This is a genomic window from Vibrio pelagius (assembly GCF_024347575.1).
GTDB classification, from domain to species: Bacteria; Pseudomonadota; Gammaproteobacteria; order Enterobacterales; family Vibrionaceae; genus Vibrio; species Vibrio pelagius.
Genome location: NZ_AP025504.1, coordinates 1,265,814 through 1,287,673, shown reverse-complemented (window position 1 = coordinate 1,287,673; position 21,860 = coordinate 1,265,814). Strand labels below are relative to the sequence as shown.

The window sequence follows — 21,860 nt, the reverse complement described above, 5'->3', positions numbered from 1 at the left end:
AACAGTAGTAAATAAACGTTTGGATTCTGAATAAATTTTATGTTTTCGAGTTACCACTCAAATTTTTAATTGGGAATATCAGCCATTGGACGGGAAGGGATTTTATCGATTTGAATAAAAAACCACTTGTCGAGTGCAAGTGGTTTAGAGTGTTCAATACCATTTCAACGAGCTATGTTACTTGTCATCCAACCGGCTTTTAAACTCAAAGACTTTTTCTGCACAGACATCTACACAGCGACCGCAACTGATGCAGTTTTGCGACATTATTCTTCTATCCCCTTCTTTCAAGGGCTGGCGAAGTATCTCTGGCTCGGGACATACATAAAAACAGTCCATACATTTATCGCAGTCTTCGCGACGAACTGCTTTTACGCGAATCACACTCTTACGACCAATCACACCGTACATAGCACCCAATGGGCATAAATGGCCACACCACCCGTGTTCAACGAGCAGCAAATCGACGACAAACACTAAGACTATGAGAATCCATCCTGCCCCCATGCCAAACACTAAGCCTCGATGCAGGGTCGCCACTGGATCAAGCCACGCCCATAAAACCGTGCCAGTGACTGCGCTGCCCACCAGCAACACACCGATTAACCAGTAACGGATTTGCGGTGACCAACGATAACTCGCTTTCAAGCCCATTTTTCTGCGAAGCCAAGCAGCAGCGTCAGTCACAATATTCATTGGGCAAACCCAACCACAGAAGACGCGTGGCGCAACGATCAAATAGAAAGCAATCACTATCCCCGCGCCCGCGAGCACCGTGAGTTCAGGTATGTGACCCGCTGCTATGGTCTGCATCACAATCAAGGGATCACTCAAAGGCACTGTCCCAAGAAGCAGACTCGATGATAGATTGCCTTGCAGGATCCCCCACGTTGGGCCAGCGATAAAACAGACCATAACCGCAATTTGGCATAACCGTCTTAGAATAAGAAACCGATGTGCTCGCCACCAGCCTAAAGTCTCGATCGCTTCTTTACCTGCATTCTTTGCTAGATTCTTAGCCATTATAGATTCCCCTTCTTCAAGGAGTTTAGAGACTCAAGTGCATCAGTGGGAATCACATCTTCAACCGGCGCGTTGTTGAGATCTCTATCGACCTCTTCCCAGCCTAACTGGTAATGTTCACCTAACTTACCCATAGCTAAGTTGGTCGGAATCACCTTAATTGCAGATACGTCAAGAACACACGCCTGTTCACACTTACCACAGCCAGTACAAGCGTCAGAGTGAACGGTTGGGATCAACTTCGCGTGGTATCCGGTTCGATCATTGCGGACATGCTCTAATGTGATCGCTTTATCGATTAACGGACATACTCGATAACATACATCACAACGCAAACCACGCCAGTTAAGGCAGTTTTCGTGGTCGATCAATACCGCCGTACCCATTCGCGCATCATCGATATCTTTAAGTAGTGGGTCCAATGCACCGGTTGGGCATTCCACCACACAAGGGATGTCTTCACACATCTCGCAAGGAATATCTCGAGCATTAAAATAGGGAGTCCCAGAAGGGAGTGGCGAAAGCAGTGTTGCCAATTTTAACGTGTCGTAGGGACAAGCTTGAACACACAAACCACACCTCACACAGGCCGATTCAAACGCCTCGCCCTCTAATGCGCCTGGCGGTCTCACTGGAAGACCAGTTGTATCTCGCGCTTTGCTTTGCATGGATTGCAACCCAAGCACAGTTGCCGCAGCGCCGACCCCTGCCGCGGTTCTTGCGGTGTCACGCAGAAAGCGGCGACGACCTTCAGAGAATTTTGGTTTCGATGACTTCATATACCACCCACTACGCGCAAAGCTGTAGCAACCTTGCTCGTTATTGTTTGCTATCCACGGATTCTTTCTATCAGCTCAATCATTAAAAAGCTCATAGTCAGCTATCTGAGGCATTTGGGCTATCTATATAGGATGGTATGAAAAAGCCATTGACTCAAATCAATGGTTCCCAATTAATACACAAAAGTAGTAGGGATATTTGTCAGCATGATCACATAGTTAACGACAGGCTGAGGAAAAATAATTTCCACACCTCAATCGATATGCACTAAAGTTTATATAAAGAATAATCTCTATTAGATGGACGCGCTAAATGGTATCTCGGAGACGTTTGCTACAATTTTCTTCAGTTGTATTAGTCGTTACTATTTTATACTGCATGACAACTTATAACACGCAAAACTCGAAGTTATATAAAATAACCGTGGCCGTTTCTGAAACTCCACTAAGCGCTCCATTTTTTGTCGCGCAACAACAAGGTATGTTCAGAGATAACGGACTAGATGTAAAAATTATCCCTTGTTTTGGTGGGGTTAAATGCGCTGATTTACTGAAAAACAAATCGGTTGATTACGCTACTGCTTCTGAAACCGTCGTACTTTTCCAGTACGATAAAAACAACAATGTTGAGATTGTATCGAGTTTTGTCAAATCTTATAACGACATGAAACTCCTGACACTTGAACCAGTTGGATTGAAAGAAATAAAAGATCTATCCAACAAAAAAGTGGGAATAGTAAAAGGTAGCGCCAGTGAATTTTATTTTGATCTTCAGTTGATATCGCAGTCATTGCAAGGGATTCCTGTTGAACGGATTTATTTAGAACCGAATAATGTAATACCCGCACTTCTATCCTATCAAATAGATGCAGTTTCAATTTGGGAACCTTATGGATTTTTGTCTAAAGTGAAGTCTACCGTTCCCGTAAATAATATAGGGATGAGTAACATTCATCAGCTATCTTTCAATCTAATCAGAAAGAAAAAAGAAATCTACGATTTAGATAAAGAGGTGGCGTTGCTAGATTCATTGTCAAACGCTATAGATTGGATGCATGAAAATAAAGAATCCACTATTTTTTTAGTTTCCAATAAATTAGATGTCAATATTGACCAAATAAAATGGGGCTGGGATGATTATTTATTTTTACTAACTAACGATATTTCATTAATTTCAAACATGCAAGCTCAATATCGATGGTCAATTATAAATAAAAAATTGAATAATAAAAACCTAGATATCAGAAATATTATCACGAGAACAAGTTATGATATTTATCAAAAGAAGGTTTATGAATGATGAAAAAGTCACTGCTTGTTAAAATGCTTATTCTTTGCAGCCTAAACATTTTGTTGATATGTAACTTAGCTTTAGTTTTAGGGAATCAATACAAAACTAATAACGAGAATAACCTTAATCACCTATTGATTATAGAACTTCAGTTGGATGTAGACCTTTTACGATTATATCTTCAAAATTATGCCTACTACCAAGATGCGAGTAGTTTAAATGAACTGATCGAGTTACAGGAACGATTGAGCGTATCATGGAATCAAAGGAATAAGTTTGTATCAAACAACCTTCATGATATATTAAATCAACTTGAAGATTTACTGCAAAATGAAGTCAAATTCAATAAAGAAAAACGACTCAAAGTAGAAAAAATTAAACTGGTCGAGAGAGATAGCATAATAAAGTCCAGAATGAATATTCTAGTTCAAGAGATGCAGCAGTTTTTAAATCAAACACATAAAAAATCAATACAAAACGAAAAGTCGCAACTAGTCAGCATTATGAAATACTACACACCGGCTTTGATAATACTATCGATAACATCAGTTATTGTTGCTTTCTTGCTTCTCAAGAGCTTCATCAAAGGCTCCAAATCTTTAAATCTGGGCTTTAAACACTTAAGAGATGGAACACTGGATTACAGCATAAATAAAGATGGATTAGATAAAGAATTCCAAGAAATATGTAATGAATTTAATGATATGACGAGATTACTGCATCAGAATGTCGTCAGCAAACAATCAATGCGTTTGGAAATAGAGTCGCAAACAAAATTACTCAAACAACAGAAAAGAAGACTTCAATTACTGGCTGAAAAAGACCCTTTGACAGGCGTTTTAAACAGGCGGGTATTGGAGCGTGAGCTTGTTAAGTCGATGGACAAAAGTGATCGCACAGGGTTAAACCTAGCCGTGGTTTTCATTGATTTAGACAGATTTAAAGAAATTAACGATACTTATGGGCATGATGCTGGCGATATAGTCCTACAAGAGGTATCGAAAAGGCTGATTGAAAGCACAAGAAAAACAGATATTATTAGCCGTTTTGGAGGGGATGAATTTGTTGTTGTATTGGATTTACTTACATGTGAAGAGAAGACAACTAAAATAGTATACAAAATTCTTTCGGAAATTTGTAAGCCAATTGAATATGATGGAAACCAGTTATCGGTAGGTGCGAGTATTGGTGTTGCTTTCTACCCCAAAGATGGAAGAGATGTGTTGAAGCTTGCTGATAAAGCGATGTATGAAGCAAAATTAAGCGAGCAGTCTAAAGTCGTTTTATATAAAGACGATGAATTAGGTTACAATCAGGCAATTTAAAACAAGAATGCCCGTCTACTTCTCTGACTGGCACTCTTTTTTATTGCTTTAATGGTAAACAGCCAGATCGATAAAAATGGTCTGGCGCTTAAGCACCTGTTGGCTAAGTACCACATTGCCAACCAATGCAATCAACCCACATAGATCGTCGCCTCTGGGGCGTGACTATGCATGAAGGCTTGTCACTCTGGTTTACAAACGAAGATATTGAAAGCGAAAGCACAAGATGAATTAAATTGGTGCGTCTGGCCCTTGGTCCTTCAACGTCAATGCCAGAGCAATAATGTTGAAAATACTACCAAAGGCATTAATTGAAACTGCAAGAATAAAAATAGGAAGATTGTAGTAATTTTCCAAACCAACCGTAAAGTATTCGTGTAGGTTTCCAAATACACCGCCAAGGCAGAACAGTAGAATAGCGAAAACCATTGTCGTTAGGTAAATGCGACGGTTAGTGGAGTATTTATAGATAAGGAAGCAGTATGTTGTAAATAGAGTGATTGAAACAGGGACATTCGCCACACTGAGAGGCGAACCTGTGAAAAAATCCACTACTCCACTACAAATCAAAAAGCCAATTGCCATGGCAGTGTAGACATATTGGTATTTAATAACCGTTTTAATCATTATTTATTCCAAATGGTTTAACTTAGTAGATAGGTGTTTACAACAAAAGAGCAACCTAAATTAGCTGCTCTTTGTTCAACAATTTAATCAGAGTTAAAGCGTGTTCTTAAAGATTTCGCCGTCTTTCATGATAAGTTTTAGGTTGTCAGTTGGGTTAACCACAACTTCGATGTCTTCTAGTGGGTTACCGTCGATTAGAAGGATGTCTGCTAGTGCGCCTTCTTCGATAACACCTAATTTCCCTGGGTACGGGTTACGTGGACCAGACATCGCTAGAAGCTGCGCAGAGTTGTAGGTCGCTTGCTTCATAACTTCAGCTGGAGTGAACCACTCTGTACGATGACGAAACTCTTCGTTCGCACGCTTCATCATTTCAGGGTCAGTGATGATGTCAGTACCGAATGCAATCTTGTCGTAACCGATCTTCTTCGCTGTGCGGAAGAGGTTATCAATACCTGAGAATGCTTCACGGTGCTTCGCCGCTTGATCTTCCGTGTAGCCACGAGGGATGTAGGTGTATACGATTACCTGTGGAGATAGCCATACATCGTTATCCATCATGTAACGTAGTGTGTCTTCGTCGATTAGGTTTGCGTGTTCAATACACTTAACACCATTGTCAACTGCGCGGCGGATACCGTCACTGTTGTAAACGTGTGCTGTTACGTAAGTGTTCCAGTCGCCTGCTGCGTCCGTCGCGGCTTTAATTTCAGCCGGAGTGAACTGAACCGTGTCTAGAGGATCAGCGTATGAACCGGTGCCGCCACCTACTGCGATCTTGATTTGAGATGCACCTTGGCGTAGAACTTCACGAACACCTTTAAGAACTTCAGGCACACCATCAAGGATTAACATATCGCCCTCACGCTCCATCGTATCCCAAGTACCGCCTTTCATTGCGTTACCGTCAGACTGGAAACGGTGATCAGAGTGACCAGACGTTTGAGAAATCATTGGCCCTGATGGGTAGATACGTGGGCCTTGGATGTAACCAGTGTCGATGGCATCTTTTAGCGAGAACGTGTTACCAGCAACATCACGAATAGAGGTGAAGCCGTTCATCAGGTACGTTTCAGCAGTCGTTGTTGCAACGTACGCTTTGTAACGAGTGTCTTTAGTAAAGATTTCACCGAAAGACAGCGCACTCATCATGTGCTCGTGTACAGCAATAAAACCTGGAGAAAGCGTTTTACCCGCTGCATCGATAACTTCTGCGCCTTCTGGTGCTTTGATTGATGACGAAATTTTCGTGATCTTGTTGCCTTCAACCAACACTGACTTAGGCTTAGTTAGTTTCTCGCTCTGGCCGTCAAAAATACGCGCGTTTTTGATTAGGTATGAAGATGTTTCTGCTAGTGCGAGAGGTGAGGCCAACGCCATTGCCACAGCAAGTGCTGTAGTAGAGAGGACCTTGTTAGATACTTTCATTATCTTTCCTATGTTTTATTATTCGAAAAAATGGAACTCTTTTGCTTTCATTGTGTAAATTGCATCAACATCACTTTCGCCGTCGTAATACGATGCCACTTCAGTAACAGCTTCCGATTCAAGAACGCCTTCAACCCAAAAACCGCTATATAAATCTTTAAGTTCTATGCCCTTTTCATACTCAACCATGACAATTTGGTTTGGAGGTGGTGCCGGGGTGTGAATACAAGCTCCGGCTATTGGAACCATGAAGAATTTAGTGACATGCAAACCATCGAATTCGACTGGTGCCATGAATCCCGCCATCTTCCACTTTTTACCGACAACCAATGGATTTGGGTTATTCATCTGATGTTCACGTTGTGCCATGATCGCATTACGAGTTTGGTACAACTCCTCAGCATCCAGACCCTCGTCTTTAAGCTGCGCTGCCGCTTGGTCACGTGCGGTCTCAAATGATTTCAGCGCTTCGTCACTAAATTCGGTTCGTTGGGTATTAAGCCTTTCTGTTAACGTTGTATAAGTGCGGAGCGTATCGAGTTGCTGGTAAGGCATTCCTTGAAAAGGGTTTTCCAAAGTTGTCGTTGGCAAGATGAGTGAGCGCCAACTGAGAAATTGTTGGCCATCATATCCATAGTCATATTCAATTTTGGATTCATTTGCAAAGCTCGTCGATGCGATGCTCATTAATAGTAATGAAACGCAAATTCGTAAAACTCTCATATATATACTCGTAGTGGTAATTTACGAAAATGAGTTTAATACGCGGGATATTCGTCTTACAATGTAAGTCGATACTTTATGCCATGTATATTATTTGATGGCGTAAAATGTCTTCTGATTAATGGTTCGGAGTGAGAGAATTGGCAACACTGCATATTACACAAAGTCGGTATAACCAAAGAATTGCTAACCATTGTAAAGATATGGTTCAGAGCAAACTCGGGAATGTACAGGAATTCCAAGACTTAGAACGCGCAGCTTCATTAGATAAAACTCATTACGCAGAAACGATTTATAAATTTATCGAATCAGTAAGTGAGCTGTTGGGTGAAGATGATTTGGGGTTCACATTAGGCGTTAAGCTATTTGAAGAGGATTACGACGACGGTAAACTCAATAAGCAGTTTCTGACCAGTGTTGTTCAAGTCTTTACTAATAATACCGTCATGTCGAATTATGCCTCTTATCACATAGATATTGTCAGCGACCGCCTTATTCTAGGCCTAATAAGGCAAAAAGCCGTGCGGCATACTAGTCGACATATCGATGAATTATTTATTGGCTATTTCATTTCAATGCTTCGTCACTATGCTCCTGAATACGCACCAACCAAAGTCATTACTCAATCACGAAGTTCATTGCTGATACCCGATGAACAACAAATCAGGCTCCAAGTAATGAATGGTCGTTATGATGTCTCGATAAATATCCCAATTTATTGGGTTACCGACCTGTCAATTGATCGGGGAGACGTCAAACCAATTGTCGATACTCGATCTGTTGAAGTCGAAGGCTCACTAGAAACAATTCGAGCACTTTGTAAAAGTCACGTTACTGACCCATGCTGGTCGGTAAATAAGCTGGCTGAGGAGTGCCACCTTTCAGTCCGAACGCTGCAGCGTTTATTGTCTACCAAGAAGGTAACTTTTCGAGGTTTAATGCTTGAAGAGAAACTCAATTACGCAATGCAAAAGCTCGACGAAACTTCAAACCCAAAAGAGGTAGCTTCTGAACTAGGTTTCTCAAATGTTACAGCTTTTGGTCGTTTCTTCAAAAAAAAGAGCGGAAAAACAATAACTGATTATATTAATAAATAGATTTATATAGTTATATTTAATTAATTTAAATAACTTTTCATTTTTTCCTTCCCAACGTATCTAATGCCACCTTTTTTAGGTGGCATTTTTATTTACAATCAATAAATTTCAATAACTTCATAAAATTTTATTAACTCGACAATTTGCGTCACCAAAAATTATTAATGTCGCAAAATGGTATTCGTAATTGTGATTAAAAATTCTCAGACCTAGAATTTAATTCAAAGTTCCCAAGAGTTTAAAAATACGGAACGACAAATAGTTAGAGAATGGATTAACGCTATTGAATCACAAACTGAATTTGCTTCAGGGACGAATTAACTCAAAGAGAATAAAATGAAAAAGTTCGCTTTATTGCCTCCTTTAGCACTTGCACTATCTGCTCCTGCGTTTGCTGACGAAGTTATTGATCCAGCGGACGTAACTAACGTTTATACCCAAACTGCCCTGATGGTCAGTGGCGACTCAAGCCTACTATGGCAAGGCCAAGTTGCCGGTGGTATGGAAAATGGTCAACAGTTTGCTCTACTTGCTGAAGCTACCTTTGACAACGAAGAGAACGATCCAGACAAGTTTGGCTTAGATTATCAAAACTCCCGCGTTCAATACTTCCATGTTTTTGACACTGGTGTTGGCGCAACACCAAAAGCGGGGGTGTCTTTTGACTACATTAATACGCGCACCAACTCAGTAAAAAATGATCTATTGGCTGTGGGCGCTGTCGCAGCCGTAAACCCTGAGTCTGTCGGAGGCTTACTTATCTTCCCAATGGCAAGTGCTATTACAGGCAACATGGAATTGGCTGATGGTACTAAAGACGACTTAACAGGCTTCGGTGCCAGCTTAATTACCGCAAAATATATTGGCGATACCGGGGCATACTTTGTTGTGACACCTGAACTGCAAAGCTTGTCTGGCGATACGTTAGATGTACAGAACATCACCGTGAAGTCTGGAATCAACGCGCCACTAAATAGTAACCGCACAACATGGATTAACACCCGATTCGATTTTTCTAAATCGACACTCAGTGTTAACGGTACGGACCTCGATGCTGACTGGGAAACAACCACTTGGTTAGGCGTACGTCACTACTTCTAAGTAAGCCAATACATCCCCTTATTCTATTACTACCAAAAGACAAATATGAGAATTAAGCACCTTACCTTAGCATGTTCGCTAGCTATGTTGAGTACCAGCAGTATTGCAGCCTCTCAAGCATCTGATATCGACTTTCACTTCAGCGGCTCTATCAATACCGTACTTTTGTATGACACCGACGTGGCAGGCGTGGGCATCAATATTCCAGGTACTGCCTTATTAGCAGCACCAAGTGAGAATAGTGATACAAAAATAGATGCCTCACTATCGCAAATCCGTTTTGGCACATCACAGACACTGGCAGATGGCTCTGGTCTTCGTTCACATGTGGTGATGGACTTTAACGAAAACAATGACAGCGGTATGTCACCACGCCTGCGTGAAGCCTATGTTGCTTGGACAATGGAGCAAGGCCAATTACTGGCAGGTCAAACTTGGTCTACTTACATGGATTTGCGCAACATTCCCCAATCGGTTGCAGAAGCTACTGTAAGTGGCGCTGCGTTCATGCGTCAGCCTTTAGTTCGTTGGACACAGAATTCAGGTGAGTTTAAGTACGACATCGCACTTGAAAGTAGCACCAATGACGGTATCAACATCCCGAACGAAGTCGCTGACAAACTCGATAAATCAGGTTCTTCACCAGCCATAGCCTTAGCTGCAGAGTGGGCTAACCAAAGTGCTTGGGTGCGAGCTACGAGCGTGTTTAATGAACTGCGTGTTACCAATGAAGGAGACACACATCGTCAGTGGGGTTACGGCGTTCAGCTCTCTGCTGGATGGGACATCACCGCTCAAGATCGAATCACGCTTCTTGGTAATGTCGGTGAAGGTACTGACCGCTACCTAGTCGGTTTAGCTGGCGTCGGCGCCACTTGGAATGAAACCAGTCAAGAGCTGGATCTGCGTGGCACTCGCACTCTTCTATCAACCTACACACGTGCGTGGCAAGACGACCTCAAGTCAATCTTTGCATATGGAAAAGTATCAGCCGAGCCTCTGGATAACCAAAGTGAAGTGAACCCTGTCACATTAAATTCAACCCAATACGGCATGGCAAATCTACTTTGGTCTGTAACACCAAACCTGACACTCGGTGGGGAATACAGCTACTCAAAGTACAAACTTTACGACAGCACAGAGCGTGATAACCACCGCGTCATGCTAGGTATGAACTGGCAATACTGATCACTTACACACCGATGTCGAGCCTTAACATACGTTGAGGCTTACTAAAACAACGTTCGCAGAAAAAATACGGATACTCTGTTCAAAAAAATCTTAAGCGAACGTCAACACGATATTATTCGTTGGACTAAACGATATGAATACAAAACTGTGTACCCTACTCGTTGGCGCAATTTTGTCTTGTGGTGCAAACGCAAGTCAATCTAACTCCACCGACCTACAAAATCTATACGATCTGGCGTTAAAAAATGACTCACTGCTCAATATTGCAATGCTTACTGAAGAGCAATCCAATTACGCAGTAGAGGCGCAAAAAGGTCAGCTTTTACCTCAAATCAATGCCTACTTTAATGCGATTGCCTTTCTCGACTCGGATCAAGTGGACTCTCAATTCGGCGGTAATGGCACAATGTCCGAAGGGGGTTTAAATTTACGTCAAGCAATCTACACTCCTGCCGTTCGAGCTGGCGTTGCGATAGCTGATAAAAACAGTGAAAGCGCATCACTGCTGGTCACTAAAGCACATGAAGCGCTAATTTATCGAACAACAAATGCGTACTTCGAAGTCCTACGTGCTAAATCACTATTAGACAACGCGAAAGCAAATGAAGAAGCGTTGATTGAAAACCTAGAAATTACCCAACGACGCAGCCAAGCTGGTATCTCCTCTGAAATCGATCTGCTGCAGGCCCAAGCTCGTCGAGATCAATCTGAAGTTGCGGCCATCAAAGCAAAAACAGCTTATCAACTTTCGTTAGATGCATTGCAAACCTTGACTGGTCACGAGTTTGAGTCGGTTCAACCCCTTAAAACAGCAGAATTTACACCTAACCTACCCGTATCTGAAACGGGGATTAGCTGGTTAGATGCCGCGATGATGAATAACCGAGATATTCAACTAGCTGGCATTGCGATTGAAAAATCCAAATTGGAAGTAAACCGTGCAAAGGCTGGCCACAAACCTCAATTATCTTTAATTGGCCGCATCAATCAACGCCTACATGGTGACCTCAAAGTAAATCCATCGGGCGCTGATATTCCGGCAGACGAAACACTGACTTCTGCTGAAGTCATGCTAACGATGGACATCCCTCTGTACACAGGATCATCGCTGTCGGCATTCGTTGATATCGCCAACACTGAACTTGATATTGCCTATCAGGTACAAGAAGAGTCTCATCGCCAAACTTACCAAAATGTGCGTTATGCGATTCGACATGCTGAAGCTACCAAGATGCAAATCGATGCGTTTGAAAAGACCGTTGTATCACAAGGTAAAGCGCTGGAATCGGTTCAACGAGGTTATGAGCTAGGTGCCCGCAATATGAGTGAAGTTCTGGATGCGACTCGCGACTACTACCTGTCTGAATCACAGCTGAACAATGCGTATTTCTCCTTCATTGAAACAGCACTACTTATCAAGTTCCTAGCCGGTGAAATCGGCGAGTCAGATATCACCGCTCTCAACGCAAGTATCAAACCTATTACAAAATAATCTAAAAATCCGAGGCATTAAATGTTTAAAAACATCCATAAATTGGGCGTGTTAGCGATGGCGATTTCTGGCGCAGTCAATGCGGCAGGTGTGCCAGTCAGCGCCGTTGAAGCTGAGCTAATTTCGGTTAACCCTACAAAAGATTTTGTTGCGAAGTTTGTTCCTCAAGCGCATACGCAAATTACACCTCGCATTTCTGGCTACATTATTGAGCAGATAGCTGAAGATGGTGCAATGGTTGCGAAAGGCGATGTGCTGTTCAAAATTGACGACACCACTTACCGACACAACCAAAAATTGGCCAAAGCAAGTGTTGCTCAAGCAACAGCAGCACATAAAAGTTCAGCACTCCATTTTGAACGTGTTGTTAAGTTGCAAGGTCCTGGTGGATCTACTCAATCTGATCTAGAGATGGCTCAAGCACAACTTGATTCAACTAAGGCTGCATTGACAGCGGCTGAAATCAATCTGCAGAAAGCGGAATACGATTTGGCTTCAACAGAAATTGTCGCGCCTTACAGTGGTCAAATCGGTAAAGCACGTTTCTCTGAAGGCGACCTTGTCGCGCCAGCAACAGGTGCGCTTATCGACATCGTGCAACTGACGCCAATGAACGTTACTTTCACTATGGATTACAACAGCTATAAAGAATTTGGTCTAGAGAGCAAAGAAAATCAAAACGTTCGTCTGCGCGATACGTATACACCAGCAGACGTGAACTATGTGGCAAATAAAATCAACCCTACGGCGGGTACTATTCAGATCTCCGCAAGCTTTGACAATAACCAACTCGGCTACAAACCAAACAAAGTGACGCACATAACCATTGAGCACAACCAATCCGAAGACGGTGTATGGTTACCAGAATCTGCGCTGATTCGTGATCTGACGGTTCAGTACGTTTACGTTATCAACGAAGAGAACAAAGCTGAACGTCGTGATATTGAAGTCGCTCTACGTAAAGACGGCCAAGTATTCGTGACTGACGGTGTGAATGATAGCGAGCATGTTATTACAGATGGCCTAATCCGCGTTCGTCCTGATACGCCTGTCCAAGTACAATAAGAGAAGAAAGAATGTTAAGTAAATTTTTCATCTTTAGACCAAAATTTGCATTGGTAATTTCGATTGTACTGAGCTTACTTGGTGCCATTGCAATTAAGCTAATGCCGATCTCTGAATATCCAGAAATTACACCACCAACCGTAAACATCTTCGCTTTTTACCCAGGCGCAAGTGCAGAAACGATTGAGCAAGTCATAGCGACGCCAATTGAAGATGAGGTCAACGGTGTTGATGGCATGCTGTACATGGATTCACGTTCTGCCAACGATGGTACCTATATTCTTAAAGTGACTTTTGAAATCGGTACTGATCCAGACATGGCGCAAGTGAACGTGCAAAACCGCGTAAATGCAGCTGTACCCGCACTGCCACCTATCGTAAGTAACCTTGGTGTTTACGTTAAGAAAGCGTCATCAGATACCTTGATGGCTTTGGCAATGTACTCAGAAGATGGTTCGCATGACATCCAGTATCTTGATAACTGGATGACACAGAACATGGTAAACCGCCTGTCACGTATTGACGGTGTCGGTGACATGACTGAACTTGGTACTCGTTACTCGATGCGTATTTGGCTAGACGTTGACCAGATGGCGGCGCTAAAAGTATCGCCAGCAGAAGTTCGCGCGGCAATTGCTGACCAAAATAGTCAGTTCCCAGTCGGTAAATTGGGTGCAGGTCCATTTAACGATAATAGCATGTTGCAAATCCCACTACTGACGCAAGGTCGCCTTGAAACAGTGGAAGATTTTGAGAACATCATTGTTCGCACTGAATCGGATAACTCCAATGTCTACCTGCGTGATATTGCTGATATTGAGCTAGGTAACAACCGTTACGAAACCACAACAACGCTAAACAACCAACCAGCTGCGATGCTCAGCATCTCACTTGCTCCTGGTGCTAACGCGCTAGAGACGGGTCAACAAGTTAAAGCTCTGCTTGACTCGCTTGAACTGCCAGACGGTGTTGCCATTGCTTACCCGTATGACGTGACTGATTTCGTAGCAGATTCGATCTCGACAGTAACGGAAACACTGATCATCGCGGTTATCCTCGTTGTACTCGTTACTTACCTATTCCTAGGTAGTGTTCGCGCAACGATTGCGCCAGCGGTGGCGATTCCTGTATCGCTCATCGGCTCGTTCTTCTTTATGAACGCATTCGGTTTTACTATTAACACCATCACTATGTTCGGTATGATCCTAGCGATCGGTATCGTGGTAGACAACGCGATTTTGGTTATCGAAAACGTTGAACGAGTGATGAAAGAGAACCCAGAGTTCTCGGCACCAAAAGCAACTTACATAGCGATGCAAGACGTAACGGGCCCTATCGTTGCTTCTACTTTGGTCATGCTAGCGGTATTTGTACCCACTAGCTTTCTCCCGGGCATTACCGGCGTAATGTTCCAACAGTTCAGTATTACATTATGTATCTCACTACTAATTTCAGCAGTAAACGCACTAACGCTGTCTCCAGCGATCTGTTCTCTGGTTATGAAAGTAGAAGAGCCTGCTAAATGGTTTATCGCTTTCAACAAGGGGTTTGACAAGATCACTAACGTGTACGGCACAGCGGTGAGCGTTGTAGTTCGCAAAACTTCAGTACTTCTGATTATCTTTGGCGGTACGTTGGCAGCAACGTATGTACTCAACCAAAGTGTTCCTAACGCGTTTGTTGAGCCCGAAGATAAAGGTGCACTACTTGCCCTAATTCAGCTGCCCGACGCAGCAGCACTTAACCGCACTGATGAGGTGTTAGAACAAGCAACCAATATTATTCTAGAAGACCCTGCGGTTGATCTGGTTGGCGGTGCGAGTGGCTTTAGTGTGTTGACACTATCTATTCAGTCGAACAACGCGACTATGTTTATTGCTCTGAAACCTTGGGAAGAGCGTAAGAATCTTGAAGGCAAGAACACGGTATTTGATGTTCAAGCTCGTCTAAACGCGGCACTACAGGGGATCAAAGGTGGTTTTGCAATGACCATCGCACCACCAGCAATTTCTGGTGTAGGTTCAGGCACAAGTTTGGAATACATGCTGCAAAACAGCACTGGGGTTTCACAGCCAGAGCTTGCTCAAGCTGCAAATGAGTTGATCGCCAAACTTAATGCGGCTCCAGAAATTTCATCGGCTTACACCCTGTTCCGTGCCAACGCACCTCACTACTACATTGAAGTCGACCGTGAAAAAGCGCGTCAGTATGGTGTATCCGTCTCGTCGATCAACGATACGTTAATGGTCTACCTAGCAACGGCACGTGCAGGTGACTTCTCACTGTGGGGGAATACGTTCTACGTAACAATGCAAGCGAAAGCAGAACAGCGCGTCGACATTGAAGATTTGAAAAACATCCATGTTAAGACCGCTTCAGGAGACATGCTACCATTGGGCGCGATCGTTGACGTTGAATCTCGCTTAGAAGCAGACGTGACAACTAAGTACAACATGCTTTCGGCAGTTAAGATCTTCATCAACCCAGCACCAGGCTACTCTTCAGGCCAAGCAATTGCAGCTGTTGAAGCAATCTCTGCTGATAATCTATCGACCGGTTACGCTTATGAGTGGACAACGATGGCATTGCAAGAGAAGTTAGCGGGCAACGCAATTATCTTCGCTTTCATCTTTGCAATGGTATTCATCTACCTATTCCTAGTAGCACAGTATGAATCTTGGGCGCTGCCTATCGCTATCATTATTGCTGCTCCAACGGCGGCGTTGGGGGCCTATGTTGCATTAGTTACGACCGGCCTATCGTTAACTCTGTACAGTCAAATTGGCCTTATTCTTCTGATTACCATCGGTGCGAAGAACGCTATCTTGATTGTCGAGTTTGCGAAGAATCAGCGGGAAGATAAAGGTTTATCAATCGACGAAGCAGCTGAGAAAGGTGGTATCATGCGTTTCCGTGCGGTAAACATGACTTCTTGGTCGTTTATCTTAGGTATCGTACCACTCGCGTTTGCATCTGGCCCAGGTTCGGTTGCTCAGGTGGGTACTGGTTTGACACTTCTTGGTGGTATCATGTGTGTACTTATTCTAGGTACTATCATCACGCCTGGATTCTATGCTCTTTTCCAGCGTATTCGTGAAAAAGTAAAAGGCAATAACCAAGGCGATTTGACGCTAGACTAACAACTGACACCGTGACTCAGGACGGTATCTATCAATATCAGGCCGCCAACTATTACCAATTATAGTTGGCGGCCTGAACTCTGTTAATTTTCTTGAAGGAAGGCCCATTCTTAATAACCCACTTACTCAATACTCTTTCGGTGCGGACCCAGTCATTTTCTTAAAAAATCGACTGTAAGCAGAGTATTCCGAAAATCCTAGCATTTTTGCAATATTCGCGTGGCTATTATGTTTAGCCAACTCTAATTTCACAAAGGCTATTTTTTCATTCAACACGATTTGTCGATAGGAGGTGTTGTATACAGATAATATTCTTTGCAGCGCTCGTACAGACAAATTGCACTCTTTTGCCAGTTCACCAATATTCCAATCTGACTTCCCAAGGTTTCTACGACACTTCTGCTTTATCTTCTCAAGACTCTGAGTGGTCGAGGTACTCTTTTCTTGTGCATTGCCTATTAACCATCGCGCGGGGAAATTAATTGAAAGCGACGTGCTTCCTTGAGCAGAGTGATAAGAATACAGTGCCGGTATTTCAACTTCGACATCAGAACTGATTACTATACTCCTTGGCAGAAAATTATTGTGATCAACACTTTGAATTAATGTCAGCACATACCCAATTAACAGAGAGTTAAGTTCTTTAGTTGCCGCTCGAATGCTTGGCTTCCGTTTTAGGCGAATTTGTAGTCTCTCGCCTAAAAAGTCGATATGAAATGTCGCATAATTGGAGGCAAACGCATGATACGCCAGCGTTTGCGAAAGTAAGTGATACCAATTACTACTACTGTCCTTTTCTGCAAGGTCCTCTTCTGCCAATTTTCGGCCGATTTCAAAACACAAAAAATCACCAGAATAGATTTTTTCAGCATGCTGAAGGTACTTATACAGCGACTCTGCAAAATCAAATTGTGAGGTATTACACTCTTCACATAAATGAACATGATGTCCATTTTTCTCAAGCAAACTTGAGCAAAGTGAATAGATACGTGTTCTATATTTGCTGTCAGTAACGTGAAAAATAACTAAAGCACCTCAATTAAAAGCCAAACCAATGGATATCTAGTTTTATAGATTAACACATTGTGACGGAGTGCGTAAAAGCCTGTCGCAATAGGTTTACCATTCTAGATAATTCATGATGCATAAATTATAGTCATTATTAATTAGAAAATAAGGAGTTATTGCACTCATGAATTTCATTCCAGCGATACAAAAGTGGGCGTTGCTCCTTCTATTTGTTTTCGCAAATCCACTAAATGCTTCTGAATCACACACATCTAGAGGAAGTGATGGAGAACTATATTTAAACTGGAGTTCATTAATTAAGAAAGTCGAACCTATCGACAATCCATTTTTAACCATGAGCCCTACCAACCTTGAGATGATGAAAGATTATGCATCATTGCTGAGAAGAGTAGAAAGTAATTCAAGTGTCTTCACTAAAGAAGATCTCACTGAATATCAATCTCGAATGGATTCGATCACTAAGGAACTAAAAACTTCTGGGCTTGACCCAGTAGCGTTAGTCGAGGCTAGGAACAAAATCATGCAGCAACAGTATGACCAAATGAATAGCCCAAACCCCAGTGTAGTGAATCAAACATGGAAAATCCCCGGTTTCATCGCCCCGATTGATTTTGACGGCACCAAAGTAACACGTTTTTTCCTTGTGCCAATAGCTGGAGCCTGCATACATACACCAGCTCCGCCTCCCAACCAAATTGTCATGGTTGAGTTCGAACAAGGCTTTGAATTAAAAGGTTTAGAAGACCCTATTTGGGTTGAAGGAAAACTTGAATCAGAGATGGTCAGTGGCGTCGCGAGCTACTACGACGGTCAGTCTCAGGTTGAAGCCATTTACACAATGAAAGCCGATACGACCCAGTTTTACAAATAACCCGCTCAATATACAAATTAGCAAAAGGTAAACTATGAAATCCAAAAAACTCTTCACCTCAACAGTGATTGCTGCCGTATTAGCTGCTTCACCAATGGCTTTTGCCGCTGAAGAAGATGCCGTACAGCGCACTCTGATCACCAATGCAAACATCTTCGATGGAACAAGTGACAAGTTAACTGCACCTATGAGCGTTTTAATTGAAGACAACAAGATCGCTAAAATCTCAAAGTCTATTCCAGCGACAAGCGACATGATGGTGATCGATGCGCAAGGCCGCACTATGTCACCAGGTTTCATTGATGTGCACGTTCACCTAACTTGGAACCAAGGCATCTGGGAATTTACAGACTCTCCAGGCACTTACGTAGGCGCGCTAGCCTTGGTTGAAGCAGAAAATACCCTAATGCGTGGCTTTACAACAGTGCGTGACACAGCAGGCCCATCTCTTGGCCCTAAAAAAGCCATTGATGAAGGTTACTTCCCAGGCCCTCGTATTTACTCTTCTGAAGCCGCTATCGGAATGACTTCAGGCCACGGTGACTTCAGAACGCTAAACACCGCACCACGACAATTCGGTGGCCCAGCACTAACAGAATTAGAACTTCATGGTGGTTCGATTATTGCTGACGGCGTACCAGAAGTACTAACAGCTGCCCGCGATCAAATGCGTAAAGGGGCACACTTCCTTAAGATTTTTGCCGGTGGTGCAGTAAGTGGTCTTCGTGATCCACTAGACATCATGGAGTACTCGATGGAAGAACTCAAAGCCGCCGCAGGTGAAGCGGACCGTTGGAACACATATGTCGCAGTGCACGCATATACTGACCGCGCTGTACGCGAAAGTTTAGAAGCGGGCTTCTTATCCATTGAACACGCTAATATGCTGACTGAAGAAACAATGAAACTAGCAGCAGAAAAAGGTGCATTCATTTCAGCTCAAACCGGTTTCTTCTTAGGTCCTGTACCACCTCACTTCAATGAGCAACAGGCTGCGCGCCAAATTGAAGCAGCTGAGGGCTTAGATACCATGATGAAGATGGCTAAGAAGTACAACGTAGACATTGGCTTTGGTACGGACTTCATTGGCGGATTTGAAGCTAAGGCTCTACAAAACCAAGAGTTCACAAACCGCTTGAAATGGTTTACTCCTGCTGAAATCATGCAGCAAGCGACTTCAGTTAACACCCGTGTACTTGAAATGACTGGTCCACGTAACCCTTATCCAGGCAAGCTAGGTGTTATCCAGGAAGGTGCTTACGCTGATATTCTACTGATCAACGGCAACCCTCTGGAAGATATTTCTATCTTAACTAAGCCTGAAGAAAATCTTGCGCTTATTATGAAAGACGGCGAAATTTATAAAAATACGATCAACTAATCTATAAGCCCAATAGCCATCACCTAAAAAGGTGATGGCTATTTTTTTATTTATGCAATAAACAAAGAGCTCGCTAAAACACAGGGGTTATTACGCGCCCAAAGAACCCACCTCAAGTTTTTGGTATAGCCTACAGACATTTGTTACACCGTTTATTTTCTACGCTCCCCCACGCTTTCCAAAATACCCAACCATTCATTATTTTGTCGCTATTTTCCTTTATAAATTCAACAATATTTATTAGTTCTAAGAATCCGGTAAGAATCGAATCCTTTAAGTATTTGAAGAAGTTTAGAACTGGTGTCAAGAGCGCAATTGCAAGTGCAGACAGAATGGAGGCAAAAAGAAAAAGTAGAACCAATACAATAATGCCTCGTCATATTTATGCCGTACACTTATGCAAGTCTAGGCTATGAAGAGGCATCTCAAATTATGTTTTTTTAATAAAGTTAAATGTTGAAACAACCATAAATTGATAACACTAACTGGCATAAGTTCAATGAGTTAGATAAAAAACAAACATAACTTGATATTGCCAAAAACAACCATAATCTGATAATTTTGTGAAAGCATGTCAGTGTACTCTTTTACGCAGTAAGAAAATTTCTTTCACATAATGCTCAAGTATTCCTCGGCTTTGTTGCCTAATTCATCTTTAGAACGAATGCTAGCCAAAACGTTCACAATTCAAACTACACACTGAGTTTCGGGCATACATATCCCTGTTAGCTTGTTAAATGCTTTAATCATGCCGTAAGTCTCACCAAACTGTACGTTGTAATTTCGAAGAGTACTTGAAGATCGATATCAAAAGTGCCGCATAATCATTATCAACCAACTTCCCGTGAACGAGTGGCATCAGGTGATAGACGACTCCACTATCGCAGATGCGATCTTAGATAAGCTTGTTCATCAAAGTTATCGAATAGAACTGTGAAGTGAATCAATAAGAAAAATGGCGAAAATCGAAGCTCGGAGTAAAGCTTAGGAAGAGAAGAGACGGACTTGAATAGGTGGTCGAATAAAAATGAAATCAGGGGTCTCGTTCGCCGAATTACGCATTCTAAGTATAAAAGCATTTTTAGTCGAGTCAGATTCAGTTAACGAAGCATCTAAGGTAGCTGAAGCAAAGCTATCTTCATTGTTCGGCACCAACAAATAACTAGTACAAGGAAGTTTTAATATGAAATTTATAGCTATTGCACTGTTGTTACTTTTCGTAAATGGGTGTGTTTCAGTTGATGATAAGTCTTATTATACAGAGGCCAATCTTGTGACAGAAGTTGAACCCTACATCATTGAGTTAAATGACGAGGGTGAGGTGCACATCAAAGAACAAGCTAAATTGTACCTAGATAAAATAGATAGCCTAAATGATAATACTCATATCGTTATATTCGTCCACGGGTGGAGGCATAATGCTTCTCCTGGAGATAGAAACCTTCAAGAATTCCGTGCTTTCATGAGTCATTTAGAGTTAAATTCTGAAGACGACTTTGTCGGGCTATACGTTGGTTGGAGAGGCAAATCAAGGAAAGGGTTTGACCTTCACACTCTGGGAGATAGAAAACAAATATCTGAAGTTGTGGGAAGAAATGGACTAAGGGATATTATTGAACAAACTAAAGAAAAGATAGAGAAAAAATCCAACGTAAAACTGGCTGTTATAGGACATAGTTTGGGCGGTAGCGCAGTATACAATGCTATTGCTGAAGACCTCAAAGATCAGTCTTTTAATTTTAGTTCTCAGTACTCTTTCATAATGCTAAACCCAGCATTTAGTAAAGAAGAATTCAAAGAATCTTATACCGGGGTCGAAAACTACAGACTCAACGAAAATGAGCAGCCAATAATAGTATTTCAAGCAAATGAAGACTTTGCAGTAAGATGGTTGCTACCTATTTTTACTGGTTCTGACTCCGTTGGATTTAGTCCCAACGACACTCTGACTCACACATCTTGGGCCTGCAGTAAAAATGATGCAGAATGCTTGGCGATGATTCAGGATAAGACTCAAGTCCACCCTGAATGTAATAAAGTGATAAATGAAGGCTCTTGGTTTATTAATACCTACAACGATGGAAATGGTATCAGTTGTTCTGAGTCCTGGAGGTTGCCGGCATACGTAATACAAACTGCTAATACTATATCGGGAAGCCACAACCAAATATTGACCTCTACAGAAGCTGAGGCGTTGCTTGATTTCTTCATCTTAAAGTAAGTAGTAATGTATAAATAACTTGTACTAATTCAGACCTGATCTGACAGTTACCCACTCTTCGACTCGGTGCCTGTCA

At 42.4% G+C, this 21,860-nt stretch carries 18 protein-coding genes and 1 pseudogene; 12 read left to right on the top strand and 7 right to left on the bottom strand.

Features of this window, described 5'->3' with window-relative positions; all coding sequences use genetic code 11:
* Positions 1-177: 177 nt before the first annotated feature.
* Positions 178-1,023 (bottom strand): quinol dehydrogenase ferredoxin subunit NapH, encoded by an 846-nt coding sequence (gene napH / locus vsple_RS19790; protein WP_261883542.1) that lies wholly within the window; start codon positions 1,021-1,023, stop codon positions 178-180.
* The gene (gene napG, locus vsple_RS19785; RefSeq protein WP_150870166.1) at positions 1,023-1,802 is read right to left on the bottom strand and encodes a ferredoxin-type protein NapG; all 780 of its coding nucleotides are present in this window, start codon (positions 1,800-1,802) and stop codon (positions 1,023-1,025) included. Before napG ends, napH begins: the two co-directional genes overlap by 1 nt.
* A 424-nt stretch (positions 1,803-2,226) precedes the next feature.
* Between napG and vsple_RS19780 the strand changes: the two genes are divergently transcribed.
* Both vsple_RS19780 and vsple_RS19775 read left to right on the top strand, forming a co-directional pair.
* Entirely contained in the window at positions 2,227-3,102 is an 876-nt protein-coding gene (locus vsple_RS19780; protein WP_338116319.1) for an ABC transporter substrate-binding protein, read from the top strand.
* Positions 3,099-4,418 carry a diguanylate cyclase gene (locus vsple_RS19775; RefSeq protein ID WP_261883541.1) on the top strand — a complete coding sequence of 440 codons (1,320 nt, stop codon included), beginning with the start codon at positions 3,099-3,101 and terminating at the stop codon, positions 4,416-4,418. The genes vsple_RS19780 and vsple_RS19775 overlap by 4 nt, the downstream gene beginning before the upstream one ends.
* 231 nt (positions 4,419-4,649) lie before the next feature.
* Here the strand turns inward: vsple_RS19775 and vsple_RS19770 are convergent, their stop codons facing one another.
* The 3 genes from vsple_RS19770 to vsple_RS19760 form a co-directional block, all read right to left on the bottom strand.
* Complete coding sequence (locus vsple_RS19770; protein ID WP_261883540.1) at positions 4,650-5,045, bottom strand: hypothetical protein; 396 nt, start codon at positions 5,043-5,045, stop codon at positions 4,650-4,652.
* A gap of 93 nt (positions 5,046-5,138) precedes the next feature.
* The gene (locus tag vsple_RS19765) at positions 5,139-6,473 is read right to left on the bottom strand and encodes a metal-dependent hydrolase family protein (RefSeq protein WP_261883539.1); all 1,335 of its coding nucleotides are present in this window, start codon (positions 6,471-6,473) and stop codon (positions 5,139-5,141) included.
* An 18-nt stretch (positions 6,474-6,491) separates the two neighbouring features.
* Complete coding sequence (locus vsple_RS19760) at positions 6,492-7,196, bottom strand: DUF3299 domain-containing protein (RefSeq protein ID WP_261883538.1); 705 nt, start codon at positions 7,194-7,196, stop codon at positions 6,492-6,494.
* A 140-nt stretch (positions 7,197-7,336) separates the two neighbouring features.
* On the opposite strand from vsple_RS19760, the gene vsple_RS19755 reads away from it, so the two are divergent.
* The 6 genes from vsple_RS19755 to vsple_RS19730 all read left to right on the top strand — a co-directional run bounded on the left by vsple_RS19755 (position 7,337) and on the right by vsple_RS19730 (position 16,282).
* Positions 7,337-8,293, top strand: coding sequence for a helix-turn-helix domain-containing protein (locus vsple_RS19755; protein WP_261883537.1), 957 nt, complete (start codon positions 7,337-7,339; stop codon positions 8,291-8,293).
* Positions 8,294-8,629: 336 nt separating this feature from the next.
* Entirely contained in the window at positions 8,630-9,394 is a 765-nt protein-coding gene (locus tag vsple_RS19750) for a hypothetical protein (protein WP_261883536.1), read from the top strand.
* A 45-nt stretch (positions 9,395-9,439) separates the two neighbouring features.
* On the top strand, positions 9,440-10,582 hold the full coding sequence (locus vsple_RS19745) for a DcaP family trimeric outer membrane transporter (protein ID WP_255232022.1): 1,143 nt from the start codon (positions 9,440-9,442) through the stop codon (positions 10,580-10,582).
* 136 nt (positions 10,583-10,718) lie between these two features.
* Entirely contained in the window at positions 10,719-12,077 is a 1,359-nt protein-coding gene (locus vsple_RS19740) for a TolC family protein (RefSeq protein ID WP_261883535.1), read from the top strand.
* Positions 12,078-12,098: 21 nt separating this feature from the next.
* Entirely contained in the window at positions 12,099-13,142 is a 1,044-nt protein-coding gene (locus tag vsple_RS19735) for an efflux RND transporter periplasmic adaptor subunit (RefSeq protein ID WP_261883534.1), read from the top strand.
* Between the two features lie 11 nt (positions 13,143-13,153).
* Positions 13,154-16,282: an efflux RND transporter permease subunit gene (locus vsple_RS19730; protein ID WP_261883533.1), complete on the top strand. Its 3,129-nt coding sequence runs from the start codon at positions 13,154-13,156 to the stop codon at positions 16,280-16,282.
* A 126-nt stretch (positions 16,283-16,408) separates the two neighbouring features.
* On the opposite strand, the gene vsple_RS19725 is transcribed toward vsple_RS19730, so the two are convergent.
* Entirely contained in the window at positions 16,409-17,248 is an 840-nt protein-coding gene (locus vsple_RS19725; RefSeq protein WP_261883532.1) for a helix-turn-helix transcriptional regulator, read from the bottom strand.
* 226 nt (positions 17,249-17,474) lie between these two features.
* Between vsple_RS19725 and vsple_RS19720 the strand changes: the two genes are divergently transcribed.
* Positions 17,475-18,182 (top strand): DUF3299 domain-containing protein, encoded by a 708-nt coding sequence (locus tag vsple_RS19720; RefSeq protein WP_261883531.1) that lies wholly within the window; start codon positions 17,475-17,477, stop codon positions 18,180-18,182.
* A gap of 34 nt (positions 18,183-18,216) precedes the next feature.
* A complete protein-coding gene (locus vsple_RS19715; RefSeq protein ID WP_261883530.1) occupies positions 18,217-19,563 on the top strand; it encodes a metal-dependent hydrolase family protein in 1,347 nt (448 codons plus the stop codon).
* Between the two features lie 687 nt (positions 19,564-20,250).
* Here the strand turns inward: vsple_RS19715 and vsple_RS19710 are convergent.
* Positions 20,251-20,355, bottom strand: a pseudogene (locus vsple_RS19710) (IS5/IS1182 family transposase); the annotation flags it as partial.
* A gap of 52 nt (positions 20,356-20,407) precedes the next feature.
* On the opposite strand from vsple_RS19710, the gene vsple_RS22045 reads away from it, so the two are divergent.
* Positions 20,408-20,500: an ATP-binding protein gene (locus vsple_RS22045; protein ID WP_420833808.1), complete on the top strand. Its 93-nt coding sequence runs from the start codon at positions 20,408-20,410 to the stop codon at positions 20,498-20,500.
* 246 nt (positions 20,501-20,746) lie between these two features.
* The gene (locus vsple_RS19705) at positions 20,747-21,784 is read left to right on the top strand and encodes a putative lipase (protein WP_261883529.1); all 1,038 of its coding nucleotides are present in this window, start codon (positions 20,747-20,749) and stop codon (positions 21,782-21,784) included.
* Positions 21,785-21,860: the final 76 nt, after the last annotated feature.